Here is a 19,919-nt window from a genome sequence, read left to right on the forward strand (position 1 = left end):
CTCATCGGGCAACATCCCGATGTTTCTTTTTTTCCTGCTGTTTCTGCAACTGCTCCACCTGTCTGATTGCCTCATTTACCAGTGGATGTTCGTTGTAATATGGCACAAGTTCCAAGTCTCCCCTGTCTTTTGATGACAACGGTAATGGATATTCCATGTCTGAATAAATTGATTCTGGATCATGAATAGAAAACTCAATAGCCGGACACATATTGGCAGATGTTCTACAATATTTCTGGTACTTTTTATATGCCTCTTCCAGCGTTCTGCATTTTGTATATTCTCCTAAATCATGGAACTCACCGCACTCTGCAGCATAAAAAGTTATCGTTACTTCTTCTTTTTTCTTCATTATGATTCTCCCGGTTTTGTTGTCATTAGTTTATAAAGGTCTGTATTCTTTGGGAACGTATTCTCAAATGGTACGATATTCCCAGAGCAACGGATTAGGCCACTGCCAACCGATACATTTGTAATATAGGACAGTTGGTTTTCGGAAATATTCAAAAGAGCTGCCAATTCTTCCCTGTCTGTACTTGCCTGATTCAAAAGAATCAAAAACTCACTGTTTGCCAACATCAGTCTTGCAGTGTCCGATTTCAGAAGTTCCTCAACATTTTGGGTTAAACCTGTCACGAATCCATTGTATTTTCTGATTCTCTTGTACAGTCGGTAGAAGAAATTTGCACTGTATTCATAGCGGAATAACAGATAGAACTCATCGGCAAATATCCATGTCGTTTTTCCTTCTTTCCAGTTCTGAATTACCCTGTTGAAAATACTGTCTAAGGTAACCAGCATTCCCAGTGGCATAAGCTGTTCCCCCAGTTCCCGGATATCATAATCCATGATCCTGTTCTTCTTATTCACATTGGTCGGCTGTGCAAAGGTGTTCAGGCTTCCATTGATAAAAAGTTCGGATGACAGTGCAAGTCCCCTTGCCTCTTCTTCCGGCTGTAACATCAACTGTCGGTACATATCTTTCAATGTCGGAACTTCTCCGGTATAACCACTTCGGATATAATCCCGGTACACATCTGCAGCACAGCGGTCCAGGATTGACTTTTCTTTTGCTGACAGGTTTCCTGCTCCAACCAACTGTTCAAATACAGACAGAATAAACTCCGATTTTTCAATCAGTGGATTCTTTTCATTGCCGTAGGCTGCGTCCATATCCATTGCATTCAGGTGATTGTCTGATGTCGCAGATACTTTTACAACCTGTCCACCCAGAGCCTCTACTAATTTTGTGAATTCGGACTCCGGATCAAGAATCAGGATATCGTCATCGGTACTCAATGCCAGATGCACAATCTCTTCTTTTGCCGAAAAGCTCTTTCCTGATCCACTGACGCCCAACCGGAAACTGTTTCCATTCATCAGTTTCTTCCGGTCGGCTACCAGAAGGTTCTTGCTGACTGCATTCTGCCCATAATAGATACCGCCCGGCTGCAGGATTTCCTGTGTATGGAACGGGATTAAAACAGCCGTTGATTCCGTTGTCAATGTACGCAGGGCATTGATCTTTCGCAGTCCGTAAGGAAGCACTGTATTGAGTCCGTCCACTTGCTGCCACTTTAATGTTGCCATCTGGCACAGATGCTTTCTTGCTATCGACAATAATAATTCCGTATCGGAATCCAACTGTTTTTTACTGTCTGCCAGATGTACCATTGTCAAAATTCCGAACATCATACGCTGGTCTCTGGTTGTCAGATCATCGAGCATTTCCTTGGTTTCTTTTCTCTGAAGTTCCATATCGTATGGTACGATTGCCGAGAAGTTATTATTAGCGTTCTGCCTTCTCTGCCAGTTGGTCACGTTGGTTTCCACACCAAGCAGTCGGTTCTGGATTTCCCTTACCGCTTCATCCGTAGGGACTGGCAGGATATCAATCGACAATATCAGATTCCGGCTGAAGTCACACAGTTCTGAAATCATGTCATCTTTAACATAACTTGCATAATCCTGCATATACAGGACTCTTCCGTACCTGTCACCGATTTTAAAATGGTCACGTTCAAATTCCATAGAATCCGGACACATCCAGTCCTTGAAACTTGTTCCCTTCTTGGCAAATTGTTTCAGATCAAACGGAAATGCCTGTGGGACATCTCCCTTGAAGAAGTCCCTGAAAATCTGGAGCCGGCTCTCTGCGTCCAGTCCTTCTGCTGTGGACGATAACTTTGCCAGATGTGTTACGATGTCTGTTCCGATACGTGCAAAATAGGTTCTTGCATCGTCAATCGATCTTTTATGTACACTGACAGTCAGATACCGTTCCTGATAGATGCTGTTGTTTGTTCCTGTAATCTTAGACAGGAGCATTTCGTTGTATTCTTCCCGATAGTGGTCCAGTCCATCTTCCTTCATTGGAAGCAGGATTGATTTTTCAAATTCTTCTTTATTGATTCTCCGGTTATTGATGGTAATTTTGGCAGAAATGCCGGAATCCAGTGAATTTAAGAGTTCGGAATAATCCAGAAACATTTCTGTCTTATTGTCCTTACTCGCAATATAATAGTTGATATCTGTAAAACGATATGTTTTTGAGAATTTCGTTCCCTGTTGAAAAATTCCATCCGGCCAGATTCGCTGGATGGGAATTGCCTGTTGGACTGATTTCGGAACTTTGAAGCGTTCCTTATCCATCCGAAGTGCCTGACTTAAGGTTTTAATCAAAGGCATCACTCCTTCCCTTGCGTTTCTTTCTCTGTTTTGCTTCTGCTCTTTGCTCCCGCTCTTTTATGATTTCCGCTCCATCCTTTTGATTCTTTTCTCCCAGCGAGATGGTCTCCTGCATGCAGGAGTAGTGGATATCTTCCGACTGAAACACCAGTTTCTTCGGATACAGCAATTCGGATTTGATCACTGCCCATAAAAACTGTTCGGCTGTCATACCATGATATTTGAAAAAGCCACAGGCAGCAAATGGAGTAGCACCAAGCACACACAGCCATCCGGTTATTTCCTGTCCGGTAATTTCACGCATTCCAAAGTAAATTCCGATTGCTGTAAGAATCGCAAGAACAGAACACACACATTGTCTCAGGTCCAGTCCCATAAACATGGATTCCTGATAGTCCCGGATTTCTTTATTCATCTTGACTTCCATAACTTATCGCTCCTTTCCTCTGCTTTGTTTCTTCGTTTTCTGTGGTTTTTCTTTCGGTACTTCTATCCCGGCAAATCTACAGTGTTCTGCAACGCCTTCCGGATCAAATTCCGCAAGTCTTGCTAGATCAAACGCTACCTTCTGATAGGTTGCATATCCTGATCTTCCTGTTTCATTCAACACTTTTCCTAGTTTATGTTCCTTGATAAAATGAAGCATATCCTTGGTAAAATCTCCTGTTATAAAAGCCTCATTTGGCTCTAAGAACTGATAGGGCAGATTAATGGTTACATCTCCAAAATCTTCCCATTCTCTCCCTTCCTTATGGCAGAGTCCTACATATAAATTTCCATTGTTCCGATAAGAGCTCACTCGTATTGCTACTGTCTCACGTCCAAATTCCCAGTTATATCTTAATGTTTTCTTTATATCCATATTTTTAACCTCCAAGTCCCATCATTTCTCTGACAATACGGTCAGATGCCTTAATTGCTCCAACCAGCACCAGTAAATTAAATACCAGTTCTCCGACATAGTTCCACACGATTGTAACTGCACTCAACTCCGTATCTCCGACAGCCGGAGGGCTTGCTGCATAAGCAGAAAAGATAATACATGCCAGTGCAATAATTGCCCCTTCCAGACATACGCCTACATAAGAACGGATAAAGTTCTTTCCAATGGACTGCGTGGGTTCTCCTGCAAATGAGGAAATCGGAATCGGGGCGATTGCCGTATACATATAGATTTTGAACATTCTGCCATACACTGTCAGGATCATTACAAATGACAATACAGTGATCAGCAGACTGCCAAGCAGTGTAACAATCCACAACGGAATGGATTCCAGCATTCCCACGCTCTCAATCTTATCTACAATCTCCGTTGGCAGTTCCGTCACGCTTCCTGCCATACTGGAGCCACTCATTACGGTTGTCACGATTCCCTGCACAATGGAAAACAGTGCCTGCATAAGTTCCATCCCGTATGTAATTGCTCCCTGAGCAAGTGCAAACCGGATAAATGCTTTTAGCACATGTTCCGGCTTTTTCAGATCTGTAAAACTGCCACACGTTTTAATGATTCCGGCTGCGAAAAATAATACCAGTAATCCATAAGCAATGGCTGTCAGTGCATCATTAATATTTACCATAATCCGCCAGATGCCGCCGCCCTTAAAAGTTGCCGGATTTTCGGTCAGCAGAGTCCACAGTTCTGCCATCTTTTCACTCCATGTGGATAGTGCTGAGTTTAGATTCTGTACAATCCAGTTATCACTCAAAAACTCTCACCTCCTTAAACATATTTTTGAATACAGGAGTACCTTCCGGCACTCCTGCTGTTTCCTGATATATTTTTTCAAAGAGGCTTACGCCATAATCAAATCGAGGATTTCTTTGGCGAACGTAATAATTACCCCTCCGGCCAGTGTCAGAAATCCATTTGCCCTCTGGCTTGGATCATGGCTTTTTAAAGACAGACCAACCTGCACAACACCAAATCCAAGCAAAATCAAACCGATCGCACGAATCAGAGAAAAAATAAAGGTAGACAGGTTATTGATAACGGACAACGGATCTCCGGCTGCGAATGCGGTCGTTGCTCCAACCGTTACGGTCAGTACCAGTGCCATATAAAGGCTCATCCACTTTTTCTGTTTTCTCCCCATCGGCATCGGGGTTATCATTTTTTCAGTTGTATTCTTTTTTGTTCTATTTTTTTCTCCTGTGAGAAGTTTCTTCAATACACATCACTCCAATCCATCAAAAAACTGCTATTCACCAAGGATGTCCTCGGTAGACAGCAGTTCGTAATCGTCTAATCTGTTAATGTCAATCTTTAGGTCGTCGTGAGCCAGTGGTGTTTTCGCATAATCATAAGGCGATGCACCACCGTCCTCTGTGTATCTGAAATTCACATGCTTTTTTAAATCATATTTATCGTCCATGATCGGACGCTCCCCACGAATAAACAAAATCGCTTTGCGGTTATCTAAAAGCCGTATTTCATCCGGTGTTAAAAGTTCCCTTCCTGTCTGCTGATAATTCACCGAATAGCTGCCGCTACGCCCTTTTGTCTGTCCGTAGGTATTGGTATCCAATGTCTCTTTTCCCAATAATTCCGAGACATACTTATGTCCTTCTTTTTCATTTCCACCCAGATATAAAAATTCATCGCAGTTGCCGATCAGACTCTCATACGAGTCTTTAAATAAGGCTTTCATCTGTGCAATGTTCTGGATGATGATACTGCAGGAAATCCCTCTGGAACGCATGGTTGCCAGAATCTTGTCAAAATCATCCGGCAAGGCTACGTTTGGCCATTCATCCATAATGCAGTGTACCGGAATCGGAAGCCTTCCTCCGTACTTCCGATCTGCCACATAATACAGTGTCTGAAACAGATTACTGTAAATCATGCCGACCAGATAATTCATGCTGGTGTCTGCATCCGGAATACAGCAAAACAGTGCTACTTTTTTCTCCCCAATACTGTATAAGTCCAGTTCGTCCGTACAGGTCAGGTTGGCGATTTGTTTCAGATTGAACGCTGCCAGACGGACACCAACCGATATCAAAATAGACTTTGCGGTCTTTCCGGCCGCCTGCTTATAAATGGCATACTGCTTGACCGCAATACTCTCTGGGTCCCGCATTTCCAGTCTTTCAAACAAAATGTCCAATGGTGACTGGTAATCCTCATCATCTTCTTTGACCTGTGCGCTTCCAAGCATTTCCATGATCATCGGGAAGTTCTGTTCTTCCGGTGGAGCTTCATGCAGTAAATACAGCATAAGTGCCTGTAAAAGTGCAGTCTCTGACTTTTCCCAGAACGGGTCCGAGCTTTGTGCACCTTTCGGTGTCGTGTTGCGGATCAGGTTGTTAATTAGTTTCAGCACATCCTTGTCATCCCGGACATACGCAAACGGATTATAACACCAGGAAGTCTCCGGATTGATCAAATCAAAAACCCGGACTTCATATCCATTCCGTTCCAGAACACCTCCTGTTTTGCGCAGAAGTTCCGCTTTCGGATCTGTGATCACCATCGAGCAGTTGCACTGCATGATGTTCGGAATCGCATAGGTCCGGCTCTTTCCTGCCCCGGAACCTCCGACTACCAGCACATTTAAATTTCGTTTATGCTTATATCCATCCAGTCCCATGCGGAAATGCTGTGTCAGAAGCAGATTATTCGTGTACTGCTTTTCGCAGTAACGTCTGCAGATTTCGGACACGTTGCCCCATTTTGCGGAACCATGTTCCACGCCTCTTCTATAATTTCTTTTTTGGGATTCATAAATACCAATGCCTAAGAAATAGGCTGCTGTGAATATCAGAATACATTTGAACGTATACGGTGTATACGTGATAAAAAACGGCTGTTCGAGTTTTTCGCTCAGCGTTTCTAAGATTTGAATAAAATTCTTATCCGGTGTAATGGCACAAGCGGTAATCGCTGCCGCCCACCAGACAAATGGCAGAAAGACAAGATACAGAACCCAGTCCTGCTTTTTTGTACTTATCTCTGCAAGTCAGATTCTCTTTTCTTGCGTGGCTTTTCTTCTGGATGTCCCTGTCCTTCTTTCTTATGAAAGGAATCCACTCCCGGTATCAGTGAGAGACTTCTGCCGTTGTCCCACTTAACACCAAGCTGGCCTGCATCATCCACATACTGCACAGTTCCTTCCAGTCCCTGCGGCATACCCGCTTCTCCATCCATCGAATTCAGACAGATTCTTGTTCCTGCCGGATACTGTTCTCTAAGTCTTGCCACTTTTTCTCTTGAATAAATGACCAATCAACCACTCCTTTCTCTACCAGAACATGTGTCTGCTAGTATTCGGTTTTGCAACCTGAATAATAACTTTATCTATTCCATCACTGTATCTTCCGGCTGCAAGATATTTACTTCTGAGTCTGTTCAGTGCCTTACGGATCTGCCTTTGTTCCCCGGCTGTAATCTGCAGTCGTTTCTGAGCGAGGTCGTATTCACTTACTTTTTTCAGAAGAGCTTTCGTTTCTTCCAAACATTCATCCTGCTCACTCTGCGCCTGTAGCTCATCATTCAGTGCCACCACGAACATATTTTTCATAATGTTATCCATCTTCAAATAGTATTTTGTCATCTGGCTGACCTCCTTTTTTGTTACACCAACCATATCACAAGACCTCCGTAATAGCTACTCCAACCGTCCAACTTTTTCACTTTTATCGTTCCGGCTGGTTCTTTGCTTTTTTCTCTTTTCCAGATGCTTTTTCATCCTTGGTTTCCGGTGTTTTTACAGGGTCTCCGATTGCGAACTCATCGGTTACATACTCCTGTTCCTTTGCACCAAAATTCCGTTCGATATGGTTTCGGATACTATAGGAAGCCTGACGGACATCATTTAAAAAGTCTCTCAGTTCCTGTGGATCTTTCTTTCCACATTCATTTCTCTGTGCAATATACTCCAGATTGAATCCGGTAACATCCACACCATAACGTTTCGCAATCACATAGGCTGCACAATAAGCCTGTGCACTGACTTTCTGTCGGCTGTAGGTTCCGGTATGCTGGTCCAGTGCTGCACACGCCAGTTCTCTGTTCAGTGCATGGAATGTCGTTACTTCACTCATTCCGTTGCGGATATAAATGGTACGGTATCTCGGATTGTACTGGGCCTGCACTTTGTCTGGCAGATCATCCTCAATCTGCACACGTACCGACTGGTCTTTTAAGACAGTTCCTATCAGTTCTGTCAGACTTCGCTGAGGGCGTTCTTCCAATGGCTTTCCAGACATCTGACTGATGTCAAATCCTTTTCCAATCGTATACCCTCTCCGCATTTCTCCGTCTTTTTCGTATTCAGTGGAAATCATATAAGTAATGCCATGTTCCCCGACTTTGACCGAACGGTGTTCTTCTCTCCAGCGTTCATAAGACCTTACCACCTTAAAATCTGGATGCTGTCCGTAAATCAAAAGCAGATTCGGTGTTCTCTGGGTATTACACTCTGCCATAAAGTCCAGAAAGCCTTTCAGTTTTTCTCCATCCTGAAAAACTCCCTGTGCCTGTGAATCTACTTCAGCCCATACCTCTTCTCTTTCCTGCTGTTTTTTGGCTGCATATTCTTCTTTCGTCAATTTCTGTTCAGGAACCTGCTGTTCTTCCGTTCCCCCTGAAATCATATCTGTTAAATCCATATACATTACCTGCCTTTCGTTTTCATATTCTTACGTTTCTTCCGGCTCTCTCTGGCATTTTTCCGTCTGTCCGGCCTCTTACGTTTCTCTTCCTGTTCCTTGCGGATATCTCCGAGTTCTTTCCGCACAGATGGTTTTTCATTCTTTTCTTTCCAGCTAATTTCCCGATCGGAAGAAGTATTTCTGTTGCGCGAGAAAGGTTCGGATGGATTCTTTTCTTCCCCCTCCTGCGCCTGTGTAAAATTTCCTTCCGGGAAAGCCTCATCCCCGATCTGGAACATTTCTTCCGCATCGTCCAGTTCAAATTCTATCTTGCCTTCCGGCAGGACAACGGTCTCTGTCCGTACATTCTCCCCGGTTTCTTTTTCCATCTGGTTTTCTGCCTTTTCCGGTGCAGTCTCTTTTTCCACTGCTTCCGTAACCATAGAGCCTGATTCTGCTTTTACAAAATCCAGATTCATCCGGTCTAATACCCGATTCATCTTCGCTGCATCATCTGCAAATACCATGACCTCTGTCTGGTCCGGATTCACCTTATCTTTGATGACTACATATAAGATACCTCTCGCCTTGGCTTCTTTTGCAAATTCTTTTAAACGGTCACCCGGAACGGTAAAAAATTTCATCGGGCGCTGTTCCTTTAACATTCTGGTAAGTCTTGTTTTCCCTCTTGTCTTTTTCTGGTCCTTCAAGGCGGCAGCAATAAAGACTGCCACATGCTTTGCTACATTCCCGGTGATCTTCAGCGAATACTCCATCCCTTCCAGACTGTACCGTACCACCTGATCTGCCGGTTCTGCTCCGTAATTCATACTTATCTCACCTCCTGACTTTTCTGCATTCTTTCTTTATCTTCCACACGTTTTTCATTCTGGCTCTGTTCTTCCGCTTCCTGAAGTCTCGCTTCGATTTCCAAGGAATGTTTCTCAATCTGAACGGTCATACGAACTTCCTTACGGAGTCGCTTCAATTCCTCATTGATTTCGGACAATCGTTCTTCCCCAGTCTCCCTGCCCCCATTCCGATACAATCTTCTGCGTTCTTTCATAAGTTCCGCAATCTGCTTTTGCAATGGCTCTCGGTACGCGGCAAGCTGCTCTCTGGTTATGATGTCATGTTTCAGTAGAAATTCAATCTGTTCAATCCTGCGGTCCAGTTTCCGGATATCCTCTCTGACAGCGTATGGACTCCTTTTCGGTCTTTTTGGCAGTACCCCCATTTGATATAAATAGGAATAATACAGTGCCTGAATCCCGGTCAGTTTCTTTTTGGGATGAATCTGTACTGCCTTTTGATAGACTCGTTTCACCTTTGGCTGTAGTATCTGCCCACGTATTTCCTCTTCGGAATAGTTTTTTCCGAGAGAACGCAGACGGATATACCGCTCCATTCCCGGAGCTTTTAAAGAAATGTATTTCCTGTTCAGTTTCCATGTATAACCCCGCTTTTCCATCTCTTTTAGGAATTGTAACCAGGAGTAGCTTTCCTGTACCGATTCCCTGATATCCAAACGGATCGCCATTCTCCATGTCGGTTTTCCTTCCTGTTCTGCTTTCCACTGTACATAAGGGATTGATTTTTTCTGATTGGATTCAATGATAGACAGACCATATTTTCTGCACAGGTCATCGGAAATCTTACGGATCTCCGTATAATAACTCTTAGCATTACTATGGTACTTATGTCCGTCCACCATGCTTACAGAATTCCAGACAATATGATTATGATAGTGTCTGGTATTAAGATGTGTTGTTATGACTACTTCAAACTGTCCTTTTAAGAGCCGGTCTGCCAGTTCCTGCCCGATGAGATGTGCCAGTTCCGGTGTCACCTCACCTTCTGCAAAACTCTGTACCAGATGGTATCCTTCCACACCGCCCATCTTATGGAATCTCTTTTTCGTTGTCAGCATATCTTCATACGCATTTTCATTGGTGCATCCGATGGTATCTTCGAAGACCGCTTGTTCCGTCTTTGTCCGGTTCATGGCATAATCAATGGCAGCCTCCAGAGAGTCTGCTTTCTGTGTGGTTTTTTCTTTGTCTTTCACATATTCGATGGAACGGTCCAGGCGGTGGACGGGGATAACACTTGTATAAGCCATCTGTCATTACCACTCTTCCTTTACCAGATGCCATGTCTCTTTGGTAAGCCGGAGCATTTCCTGTACACTCTGCTCACTTGCCATTCCCGAAGCATTCGCAACATGGGCAAGCTGGTTCGCATTATTGCACAGACCCGCTATCTTCCTAAGCAGTTCCGGGTGATGTTCACAAGGTTTTGCGTGTACCTGTGCTCCTAAGATCAGCGAACGCATAAACTCTTCCCGACTCAGTCCGCTTTTTTCCACCTGTTCCTCCAATTCCCTGAGTTCCCTTGCATTTAACCGCACCGGGATCACATGGTTTCGTTTTCGCATTGCATCACCGTCCCTTCTCTTTTCTCTTTCATCATATCGCCAAGCTCCTCATCGGATTTTTTCGCTGCAACCATGCAACAGGTCACTATCACTCCTATAAATCCTCCGCTCATCAATGCGATTACAATCATTACTCCATTTCTTAACATGACTTGATCCTTCCTTTCCATTTCCGTCTGTGTCCGGGGGATTGGGGTTCTCCCCAAAGTGCGTTTGGATATCCAAACGCTATGCTTGCAAAACGAGTACCGCCAGTTTCTGTAGCACCGGATTGACTCGATTCTGATTTATTTTGATTCTTTTATCTGTACCAGTCCATCAAGTGTCGTACAAATGATATGGAGTCTGTCTGCCATACTGATTTCGGTATTCATTGTTCCTGTCACTTCTTTCCCACATACGACTACCATCCGGCATCTCCGTAAAAGGATATGGGACATTCTTCCATATCCCTGCATATCTTCTGCATCAGACTCTTCCAAGAATGGTGAGAATACAAATCTCGGACAGATTGGTACATACCCAAGTTCATAGATTTTTCTGCAATATTTCTGCACTTTTACCCGGCTTTCTTCTGCTGAACAGCACACATAAGCCAGCGCCTGTTCCATACGCTCCATCTCCTTCCTGCATCCAGTTGGATGCCACTCATTTTCTCTATAAAAAACAAGATGTCCAATTGGCCATCCCGGCTACTTTTCATCCTCTTTCTGCTCTGCTTCTAATGCAATTTTCACTCTGTCACTTCCCAGTTTGTAGTAGGCATCTGTTACCTCAATTCCCACTGCACGATAACCTGTCATAACCGCTGCAAGGACAGTTGTTCCTGCTCCGACAAACGGGTCCAGGATCAGCCCTCTCGGTTCACAAATCTGGATAACATCTTTCATAAGCTGCAACGGTTTCTCTGTCACATGAATCCGGTTCTGCGGATTGCCATATCGGAAGACGCCCGGCAGACAAGATACCGGACGGTTGATCGGCATCGGTCCGTTACTGCCCCACACAATATATTCAGCCTGCTGGCGGAAACGGCCTTTCTGTGGACGGGAGTTTCCCTTATCCCACACCGCTGTTCCTCGCCAGATCCATCCTGCCCACTGCAATGCATCGGTAATCGATGGATACTGACGCCAGTCAATGAACAGACAGATCGGAGCACCTTTCTTGCAGGCTTTCCGCACATCATAGAGCCATTCAGCCATCCAGTGCGTCCAAGATCTCTGGTCTTTGTTATCCCCATCGAAATCCGGAAGTGCATTGGCAGCACTCATACTGCTGTATTTCTGATTTGTAGTACGATTTCTTTCATTCTGTTTTGTTCCACCGGATGCATACGGCGGATCGGTAATAACTGCATCAAAGATTCCCGGCTGGAATGCTTTGACCAGTTTTAATGTATCTCCATGTAATATTTTCCAGTTTTCCCCTTCAGTATATTCCTCCGGGTATGTTCCCTCTTTCATAAGTTCTTCCAAACTCAGGCCATTTGTCATAGGCATCATCCTTTCTTTTCTCAGCGTTCCGGCTGATTTTTCTTCTTTGTCTTTTTATTTTCTTTGGGCGGCGGACTCAACTCAGTTTCTACATATTCGCTGATAATCAAAAGTGCTTTGTAATAGTCCCCACTTTCCAATACCCTTTTACGCATTTCTTTTGCTTCTGCTGTCTGTTTATTCTTTTTCAAAAGAGTTGAGGCATCGCCCATAATGGAAAAAATATTCCCATCATGTCCAAGGAGCTGTAACTTGGGACGTTGTTTCTCAGGCTTTGTCGGAATCTGCTCTGTTTTCTTTTCATACATTTTCGGCTGTTCCATATTAGGATGCCAAAAATGCACATTCATCGTTCCACCATCTACCTTGATATCCCTCTGTTCAAATCCTTCACCCCACCCGTCACTGTACTGCCCTGTAATGTATTCGGTGAATTCCTGTAGTTCTTCCTGACTTAAAAATTCATTTAATTCCAGTTTGGTACAGCCGTACAGGATTCCGTCTTTGTTTTCTATCGTAACAACTGCACTTTGTATCTTTTCCTGAATGGACTCACTTCCGTCAAAATACTGCATGAGATCATCTTCCCCATAGCGTTCCAGTTCTTCTCGGATGACTTCTTCATAATCGGCAAGTTCTGTTCCATCTAATGGCATTCCATATTCATCACTCTCCGACCACTCTTCTTCCCATTCGGATTCTTCTGAATAAAGATTTCCAGTCAGCTCCGTCAACAGATGTACGTGCATCGTTCCTTTTTCTTCCATTCTCTATCACCTTCTTTCTAATGGTCTGTCCCTGCATTTATTTGTCTGCTTTTTTTCTTTCGCAAGGTCTGCATAATCTGCCCCTTCTTTTTCCGGCAGATTGCAAATAATCTGATACGTTCCCTCGTAATGTTTTTTCATCTGTTCTTTCGCCCATCTCCCGGCAAAGTCATTATCGGTGCAGATTTCAATTTCTTTGATTTCCGGATGGTTCTTCAGAAACTCTTCCAGTGCATCCGGCAGCTTTTTAAAACGTTCACTCTGTATCTGTGTGTTTTCTTTCGGAGCAGCGATTCCTCCAAGGGAAAGACGATATTTATCCCTCTTTCCTTCTTCCAGTGTCATGTGGGCCAGTGCATCAATACACGCTTCATATACGACAACTCGTTTTGTTTCTCTTTCAGGTGGAATACAAAAGCTGTACTTTTTTTCACTCCCGGTCTGCTCCATCTTGAATCCTTTCCCGTTTTTTTCATAGATTCCTCGCAGGAATGCATATCTTGCTTTTCCGGATTCATCTTTTCCAACAAAAACAGCGTTATGGTACGGGACACTTTCATAAAGGATTTCATGCGAAATGCAATACGTGATCACTTCATCGCTGATTCCTCTGTGGTTTAAATAAGCCCTGATTCGTCTGCAATTACAATATCTCTCCGGCAGCTTAAAGGGTGGTTTTTCCTTTTTCGCAGACTGTGTCGGAATAAAAGACGGACTCTCTTCGCACAACAGTTTTACGGCATCTGTAAATTTCATTCCATCTACTTCAATCAGGAACCGCAGTGCGGACACGCCACCGATATCTCTGGATTTCCAATGCCATTTGCTGGACAGTTCATTGATTTTAAAACTGTCATGGTCCGTCAACTGCCATTCATTTCTGGTTCTTGTCTTTTGCAACCGCTGTGCCTGATGCGTCCGCAAATACTCATACGCAGTCATATTTTTTGCTGCCTGAATCTCTTCTTCCGTTACCCAGGGCATTACAGAATTGCATCCTGAAGATCCAGTACCTTATCCGTCCGCTCCCAAGGAAACTCCTTTCTTCCAAAATGACCAAAAACTGCCGTCTGCCGGAAAATCGGACGGTTCAGTCGAAGGGATTCCATGATCTGAACAGGTGTCACTCCAAACACCAGTGGGATTGCTGCCGCCAGACAATCATCCGCACACACTTTCCCTGTATCAAAGGTATCCACCTCAATCATAACCGGCTCTGCTACTCCGATTGCATAAGCCAGAGACACCTGACACTTGCTTGCAAACTCAGCAGCTACTATATTTTTTGCGATATACCTTGCCATATAAGCTGCCGAACGGTCTACTTTCGAACAGTCCTTTCCTGAAAATGCACCGCCGCCATGCGGAACCATACTTCCATAAGTATCCACCATCAGCTTTCTTCCGGTCAGTCCGGTATCTGCATCAAACCCTCCACACACAAATTTTCCTGACGGATTGATCAGAATCTTCGTATCCTCATCCGGCGGCAGTAATCTGAGTGCTGAGCGAAGCACTTTCTCTCTGATTTCGGCATCTAACTTCTTCAGGCTCTTTTCTGCACCATGCTGGCAGGAAACAACAACACTTTCCAGTCTCACTGGCTTTCCATCTTCATATTCTACGGTTACCTGTGCTTTTCCATCCGAAAAGATATCTTTGATATATCCGCTTCTTCTGCAAGCCGAAAGTTCACGTGTGATCCGGTGTGCCAGAACAGTCGGCATTGGCATAAGCTGCGGAGTATCATCACACGCATATCCGACCATAACACCCTGATCTCCAGCTCCCCTGCTTCTATCTCTTAATTTTGCGCCGATATTATCCCGAAATTCTTTCGACACACTCACTGCTTTCGCAATATCTGGACTCTGCTGGTGTACAAACGTATCCATTTCTATCCCATCTGTACAATATCCACACTCTTCTAAAACTTTTCGGATCACATCAAACACTGGTGGTTCATATCCGCTGGTGATTTCTCCTGCTACAAACACATTTCCTCTTGTAGCAAGGACTTCACACGCCACTCTCGAAGATGGATCGTAACGCAGACATTCATCTAAGATTGCATCTGCTATCTGATCGCATACTTTGTCTGGGTGTCCTTCTGTTACTGATTCTGCTGTATAAAAACGTCTCATCATTCTTCTCCTTATATACAGACAGGGCAGAAGCTGCTTTATGCACATCTCCTGCCCTGTCAGATTGGTTTATCCTGTAATTCTTATTTTATTTTTCTTCTGTTTCTTTTTTGTTGTCTGTCATTTTTGACTTCTTTCTGCGGTATACAGTCACTCCTGTAGCTGTTCCAGCAGATGCCAGTGCAAGCAGAACAAACGCCCATATTTTCTGGTTATCACCTGTTTTTGGTGCATTTGTTTTTTCTGTTGTTTTCTCCGGTGTTCTGGCATCTTTCATTTCTACTTTCTGGACTTCCATTGTATCTTTCAATGTAAATGTGACATCTTCCGCAATCTCGTAACCATCCGGTGCTGTGATCTCACGCAGAGTAAGTTCTTCATTGACTGGGAGTTTTTCAACGGAATGTGGTTTTCCATCTGTAATCCACTCTTCCAGAACAGTTCCGTCTTTGCGGATAATCTGAAGCTTTGCCCCTTCCAGTTCTTTTCCGGTTGTAAGGTCTGTTTTTGAAATTTCCACTTTGGAATATTCATCTTTCATCTCAACCTTTGTCACACTGCCATCTTCTTTGACTTCAAACATCACATCGCTGGCAGACACATAGCCATCTTCATAAGGAGCCAGTTCCTCATGTAAGGTATAACTTCCTTCCGGCAGTCCGTAAATGACATGTTCTTCCTTACTGCTTACCCATTCTTCCACAACATTTCCGTCTTTATCAATGACCTGCAGTTTGGCTCCTTCCAGCTCATTTCCGGTAGTTGCATCTGTTTTTGTAATGCGTGTTTCTGTCGGCTGATTCTCAACTTCTTTGTTCAGTTCAATCTTTGCAAGATTCTGATTTTCGTAAGTTGCATCTACATTCCATACTTCCTCATTTGGAAGATATCCAGCTTTTCTGACTTCCTCTTTGACATAGTATTTTCCATGTGGAAGATCACTGTCGAAAGTAAGTGTTCCCTTTGCATCCGTTGCTTTCTTTTCCAGCAAGGTATCTTTCTCTACGAGAACCTCTCCCTGATTAGAAAGAATATCTTCTGCAGCATACAGTCCAAAAATAACACCTTCCAGCTTTTCGCCTGTGACAGAATCTTTCTTTTCTACTGATACGAAAACTTTCTGTCTTTCATTTTTATAGGTAACGCCTTCATAAACAACTGCCTGTGTATCATCCTCTGCTGTCAGGGTAAATTCTTTCTGTTCTGTATTTAGGACAAAATTCTCTCCTGCTACAACTTCTTTCAGATAATACGTTCCCAGTGGCAGATTGTTGATAACTGCTGTTCCATTTTCATCTGTAGTCAGTTTGGCTACCAGGTCATCTTTCTCATATCGGACAACTGGATTTCCTGCTTCGTCCTTTGCTCCGTCCGGTGAATAGATGGTATCTTTGGCATATATTTCGAATTCAGCGCCTTCTACTCCGGTTTCTTCATATTTAAAGCCTTTATAAATACCTGTTTCTTCTTTTCCAGATACGGCATTTCTTACTTTTGAAACCAGTGCTTTTACTTTTGCCAGAACAGAATCTCCGGTTACTTCGGTAAGCTGTTCTCCCTTTTTCGTCAGGAGCAGGCTTCCTACCTGTTCATCGTTTTTCTGTTCTACCTCTACAATCGCAGCTCCTGTATCTGGATCAATCTGATGTGCAGTGTTTGAGGATACTGTAATTACAATACCACTCTGTGGATTTTCTTTATATGTTCCTTTTGTAGTCTGTTCTAATGGTGAAATAATCGTTGTTCCATCATACAGGGACTCCTCGCTTCCCTGTCTTACAAATCCTTCCGGTGCTTTCACTTCTTCGATTCGGTAGGTAGAGCACTTCAGTTCCTGCGGTGTGATCAGATATCCTTCCTCGTTTGTTTCGAATACACTGATCTTTTCTTTCTTCGGATACTGAACAACCTGTTCCACATATTTCTTATTTGTCACATCGTAAATCTTATAAGAAGCACCAGCCTTTAAAACAGTATTTCCAGTCTGTGCATCCTTCTTTACAATTTTCAGCAAAAATTCAAACGGGCGGTCATCAAATACTCTCCACTGCATTGGCTCTCTGCTGTCATTTTCCACATTTACAACAAATGGATCAATGGTTTTCAAATTCTCAGGGGTAGTACTTTCCACTACAACATAACTTCCATACGGCAGTTCCGGGCTGACTGCATATCCTTTTGTATCAGTGATCAGTTCTGGTACTGGTACGGCTGTTCCATTCTCGTAAGTAACTGCAACCTGCTCTTTGCTGAAGTCATAATTTTTGAAATCGCTTGCTGTATAGCTTTCTCCATTGGCTGGCTTCAGTTTTCCATTTTTTACCTGTGTCAGGTCGCTGATCAGATATACCTTAAATCCTGCTCCTGCAACCAGGTCTGTTTCTGTCTGCTCTCCATCTTCACTGATTTTGATTAACTGGAATGCCTGTTTCTTTACCTGCTCTTTTACCGTAAGGTCTCTTGTCACTTCGGCAACATCCTGACCTTCATAAGTTACTGATACCTCGTATTTGGTAGTATCCAGTGTATATCCTTCCGGTGGAGTGATCTCTTTTACATACATTTCTCCAAGGTATAATTCTGAAAATTCCAGTGTTCCGTCATCTCCGATGACTCCCTGTGCAATCAGGCTGTCCTGTTTATACAGAACCCCTGTTGTGCCATCCGGATGCACGATGTCCTCTTTTGCATACAGACCATACACAGCACCACGAAGAACACTGTCCCCCTGCGCTTTAAATGCAAGTGTTTCTTTATCGATCTTTGCGATTTTCACCTTTCCGGTGACTCTCTCATCTGTTGCTGTTACAGTCATTGTCTTTCCGGCAGTAACAGCCACTTTATATACTTCTGTATTCAGTTTGTATCCTGTCGGAGCAGTGATCTCTTTCACGTACACTGTTTTCAGTGCAGAATCAAAATAATCGCTGACTGCTTTTCCGTCTGTTCCGGTTGCTGACATTGTCATCAGCAGATTTTCACACTTCTTATCAGTATAAATACCATAAACTGCTCCTGACAGTGGATTCTGTGTATTGACATCTTTCTTCATAAGTTCAATGCGTGTCATATTCAGCCACTGTACACTGAAGCTTACCGGCGCTGCTGTTTCGCTTTCAAATACACCGATATCCTGCTTGGAATCTCCGGTTGTCAACACCAGTGTTCTCCATGTCTTTCCGACAGAACCATATAAGTTGCCGGAAGCATAACTGCCTGTCAGTAATAAATCTGCGGACAGATAGAATGTATCTCCACCATAAATCTGGATTTTTCCATTTGTAACACTTGTTCCTTTGGAAAGATTATGTGCTGTCACATTTTCTGGTACACTCAGTGTCACATAGTTTCTGTGATCTCCAGACAGTGTGATATTTGGTGTTTTCTGGATGTTTCCATCCCGTACTGCATTCAGCTTTGTGCTTGAAAGGCTCAGTTCACCTTTTGGCGGTTCTTCCTGTCCAAACAGATAATTGATATATGCGATAACCCCTGCATTTACAAGGTCATTATAATTACACCCTGTAAATCCGGCTTCTCCTGCATAAGCATAGCTGGCTGCAATGTGTGTATACACATACTTTTCATCTTCCGTTTTTCCAGACAGATAACTTCCTGTCAGATCTCCTGCCCCGCCATAACCATAATAAAGGACTTTCTGCAGATTTTTATTGCTGTCCAGTACCTGTGCTACATAACTTCCACTCGGTGGGGATGCTTTCTGGGACTGAAGGCAGTATGCAATTTTTCCATTGACTGTAAACAGGCAAGTAAGATAATTTCCAATATAACTTGGATAATAAATAGTTCTCCCCTTTGTCAATGTAACTGTGGAACCGCTGCTTGTAGCTCTTTCAGCCGCAGACAATACCATCACATTTCCCTCTTCGATGTCCTCTTTCAGTTCTTTGATTGCCTGTGCAGATGCATCTTCTTCGGATGTTTCAATTTCTACATCTGTGTAGTTCTGCACAGGCGAATCCGAATCATCTTCAGATTCTGTATCTGACTTCTGTTTCTCTCCACCATTTTCTTCGGAATGTGCCTGTCCTTCGGTATCCGTCAGAGTCACTTTACGGGTGATGGTATAGCTGTCACTCTTATCTTTTGGAACGACCATATAAGTGGCAATATATGTTCCTGCTTTGTCTGAATGATACTCTCCACCATTCTCATCTTTGATACTTACAAGCGTAACATCTTCTTTTTCTGCATCATAATGGATTCCTTCCATACTGGTTTCCACTGCAAATGTATCATCTGAAACTGCTTTTGTGATATCATCTGCTGTAACTGATGTATCTTTCTGGCTTGTTACCGCCTGTTCAGATGCCTGTACTTCCGTCTGCTGTTCCGAGCCTGTCTGTTCGGCCGCAAACGCATTCGCACTGCTCAAGGTACTGATGCCCATCAGGACAGCCAGTCCAAAAGCAGCAATTCTGGTCTTTAATTTTCTAACCTTCATGTGCTTTTCCTTCCTATTATAAATAGATTTTTTCAGTAAAATACCGCAGAAGATGTTTCCTCTGCGGTACGTTTTATCTTGCATATCGATTTTTTTCTTTTTTTACTTCCTGTCTGGTACGTTTTACCGCTTCCATGACAGACTCCGTTGGAATCTGGTTATCCTTACATCCTTCCAGAATTCCATCCAGATAAAATTTCGATGGCTTTGGTACTACGTCAAGAAAAAGTACCAGTCAAACTGAGATTTCTTTACTAATTCAATTAATCTTTACATAACTTTTTTCATATTGATTTGGACTTTGATAATTACAGTGGCTATGTATTC

At 43.4% G+C, this 19,919-nt stretch carries 20 protein-coding genes; all 20 read right to left on the minus strand.

The window, feature by feature from the left end:
* Nucleotide 1 precedes the first annotated feature (1 nt).
* Nucleotides 2–352, minus strand: coding sequence for a hypothetical protein (locus H8909_RS05485; protein ID WP_006426970.1), 351 nt, complete (start codon nucleotides 350–352; stop codon nucleotides 2–4).
* The gene (locus H8909_RS05490) at nucleotides 352–2,682 is read right to left on the minus strand and encodes a VirB4-like conjugal transfer ATPase, CD1110 family (RefSeq protein WP_199596345.1); all 2,331 of its coding nucleotides are present in this window, start codon (nucleotides 2,680–2,682) and stop codon (nucleotides 352–354) included. The genes H8909_RS05485 and H8909_RS05490 overlap by 1 nt, the downstream gene beginning before the upstream one ends.
* Nucleotides 2,675–3,115, minus strand: a complete 441-nt coding sequence (locus H8909_RS05495; protein ID WP_007884640.1) for a PrgI family protein — start codon at nucleotides 3,113–3,115, stop codon at nucleotides 2,675–2,677. Before H8909_RS05495 ends, H8909_RS05490 begins: the two co-directional genes overlap by 8 nt.
* A 3-nt stretch (nucleotides 3,116–3,118) precedes the next feature.
* On the minus strand, nucleotides 3,119–3,550 hold the full coding sequence (locus H8909_RS05500; RefSeq protein WP_007884639.1) for a DUF4313 domain-containing protein: 432 nt from the start codon (nucleotides 3,548–3,550) through the stop codon (nucleotides 3,119–3,121).
* A 4-nt stretch (nucleotides 3,551–3,554) separates the two neighbouring features.
* A complete protein-coding gene (locus H8909_RS05505; RefSeq protein WP_172590441.1) occupies nucleotides 3,555–4,397 on the minus strand; it encodes a VirB6/TrbL-like conjugal transfer protein, CD1112 family in 843 nt (280 codons plus the stop codon).
* A gap of 87 nt (nucleotides 4,398–4,484) precedes the next feature.
* The gene (locus H8909_RS05510; protein ID WP_330416782.1) at nucleotides 4,485–4,790 is read right to left on the minus strand and encodes a glutamyl-tRNA amidotransferase; all 306 of its coding nucleotides are present in this window, start codon (nucleotides 4,788–4,790) and stop codon (nucleotides 4,485–4,487) included.
* Between the two features lie 99 nt (nucleotides 4,791–4,889).
* Nucleotides 4,890–6,383, minus strand: a complete 1,494-nt coding sequence (locus tag H8909_RS05515; RefSeq protein ID WP_256922714.1) for a VirD4-like conjugal transfer protein, CD1115 family — start codon at nucleotides 6,381–6,383, stop codon at nucleotides 4,890–4,892.
* Nucleotides 6,384–6,637: 254 nt separating this feature from the next.
* Entirely contained in the window at nucleotides 6,638–6,916 is a 279-nt protein-coding gene (locus H8909_RS05520; protein ID WP_024852684.1) for a DUF4314 domain-containing protein, read from the minus strand.
* Nucleotides 6,917–6,932: 16 nt separating this feature from the next.
* Nucleotides 6,933–7,277, minus strand: a complete 345-nt coding sequence (locus tag H8909_RS05525) for a hypothetical protein (protein ID WP_007884627.1) — start codon at nucleotides 7,275–7,277, stop codon at nucleotides 6,933–6,935.
* 49 nt (nucleotides 7,278–7,326) lie between these two features.
* Complete coding sequence (locus H8909_RS05530) at nucleotides 7,327–8,301, minus strand: ArdC family protein (protein ID WP_044927355.1); 975 nt, start codon at nucleotides 8,299–8,301, stop codon at nucleotides 7,327–7,329.
* A 5-nt stretch (nucleotides 8,302–8,306) separates the two neighbouring features.
* A complete protein-coding gene (locus H8909_RS05535) occupies nucleotides 8,307–9,113 on the minus strand; it encodes a PcfB family protein (RefSeq protein ID WP_007884625.1) in 807 nt (268 codons plus the stop codon).
* Between the two features lie 2 nt (nucleotides 9,114–9,115).
* Nucleotides 9,116–10,405 (minus strand): relaxase/mobilization nuclease domain-containing protein, encoded by a 1,290-nt coding sequence (locus tag H8909_RS05540; protein ID WP_007884624.1) that lies wholly within the window; start codon nucleotides 10,403–10,405, stop codon nucleotides 9,116–9,118.
* Between the two features lie 6 nt (nucleotides 10,406–10,411).
* Nucleotides 10,412–10,720 carry a plasmid mobilization protein gene (locus tag H8909_RS05545; protein ID WP_024852688.1) on the minus strand — a complete coding sequence of 103 codons (309 nt, stop codon included), beginning with the start codon at nucleotides 10,718–10,720 and terminating at the stop codon, nucleotides 10,412–10,414.
* Nucleotides 10,699–10,869, minus strand: coding sequence for a DUF3789 domain-containing protein (locus H8909_RS05550; protein ID WP_117482321.1), 171 nt, complete (start codon nucleotides 10,867–10,869; stop codon nucleotides 10,699–10,701). Before H8909_RS05550 ends, H8909_RS05545 begins: the two co-directional genes overlap by 22 nt.
* A 138-nt stretch (nucleotides 10,870–11,007) precedes the next feature.
* Entirely contained in the window at nucleotides 11,008–11,331 is a 324-nt protein-coding gene (locus H8909_RS05555) for a DUF7768 domain-containing protein (RefSeq protein ID WP_015513330.1), read from the minus strand.
* Between the two features lie 81 nt (nucleotides 11,332–11,412).
* Nucleotides 11,413–12,216, minus strand: a complete 804-nt coding sequence (locus tag H8909_RS05560; protein ID WP_226793175.1) for a DNA-methyltransferase — start codon at nucleotides 12,214–12,216, stop codon at nucleotides 11,413–11,415.
* 20 nt (nucleotides 12,217–12,236) lie between these two features.
* Nucleotides 12,237–12,983 (minus strand): hypothetical protein, encoded by a 747-nt coding sequence (locus H8909_RS05565; RefSeq protein ID WP_007884619.1) that lies wholly within the window; start codon nucleotides 12,981–12,983, stop codon nucleotides 12,237–12,239.
* Nucleotides 12,984–12,989: 6 nt separating this feature from the next.
* Nucleotides 12,990–13,967: a DUF3991 and TOPRIM domain-containing protein gene (locus H8909_RS05570; protein WP_006426986.1), complete on the minus strand. Its 978-nt coding sequence runs from the start codon at nucleotides 13,965–13,967 to the stop codon at nucleotides 12,990–12,992.
* On the minus strand, nucleotides 13,967–15,127 hold the full coding sequence (gene metK / locus H8909_RS05575; protein WP_167528845.1) for a methionine adenosyltransferase: 1,161 nt from the start codon (nucleotides 15,125–15,127) through the stop codon (nucleotides 13,967–13,969). Before metK ends, H8909_RS05570 begins: the two co-directional genes overlap by 1 nt.
* 88 nt (nucleotides 15,128–15,215) lie before the next feature.
* On the minus strand, nucleotides 15,216–19,592 hold the full coding sequence (locus tag H8909_RS05580) for a SpaA isopeptide-forming pilin-related protein (protein WP_055247154.1): 4,377 nt from the start codon (nucleotides 19,590–19,592) through the stop codon (nucleotides 15,216–15,218).
* Nucleotides 19,593–19,919: the final 327 nt, after the last annotated feature.

The organism is Catenibacterium faecis (assembly GCF_014306455.1).
Classification (GTDB): Bacteria; Bacillota_I; Bacilli_A; order Erysipelotrichales; family Coprobacillaceae; genus Catenibacterium; species Catenibacterium mitsuoka_A.